This is a genomic window from Mesorhizobium sp. M7D.F.Ca.US.004.03.1.1 (assembly GCF_003998635.1).
Taxonomy (GTDB): Bacteria; Pseudomonadota; Alphaproteobacteria; order Rhizobiales; family Rhizobiaceae; genus Mesorhizobium; species Mesorhizobium loti.
Genome location: NZ_RZQG01001831.1, coordinates 1 through 427, shown reverse-complemented (window position 1 = coordinate 427; position 427 = coordinate 1). Strand labels below are relative to the sequence as shown.

Genomic DNA, 427 nt, shown 5'->3' with positions numbered 1-427 from the left:
GCAAGCATGCGCTGGTCACCGGTGGCGGCTCCGGCGTCGGCCGGGCCATCGCGCTGGCGCTGGCCGGTGCCGGCATCGACGTGACCATCTGCGGCCGCCGGGAAGCGGAGCTCGCCAAGGTGGCCGGCGAAAGCAAAGGCATTTTCGGCATCGCCGCGGACGTCACCGATGAGGCGGCGATGGCATCGCTTTACGAGAGGGCGCAAGCCGCGCGCGGGCCATTCGACATCGTCGTCGCCAATGCCGGCATGGCCGGCAGCACGCCGGCGCACAAGACCACCCTTGCCGACTGGCAGCGGATACTCGACGTCAATTTGACCGGAGCTTTCCTGACGGTTAAGCCGGCGTTGGCCGGCATGGCCGTTCGCAAGACGGGGCGGATCGTCTTCATCGCTTCGACGGCAGGGCTGAAAGGCTACGCCTATGT

1 protein-coding gene is annotated in these 427 nt (G+C 67.7%); it reads left to right on the top strand.

Annotated elements, in window-relative coordinates; all coding sequences use genetic code 11:
- Positions 1-427 (top strand): SDR family NAD(P)-dependent oxidoreductase (locus EN935_RS40270; RefSeq protein WP_127374459.1); only part of this gene is annotated, 427 nt, incomplete at both ends.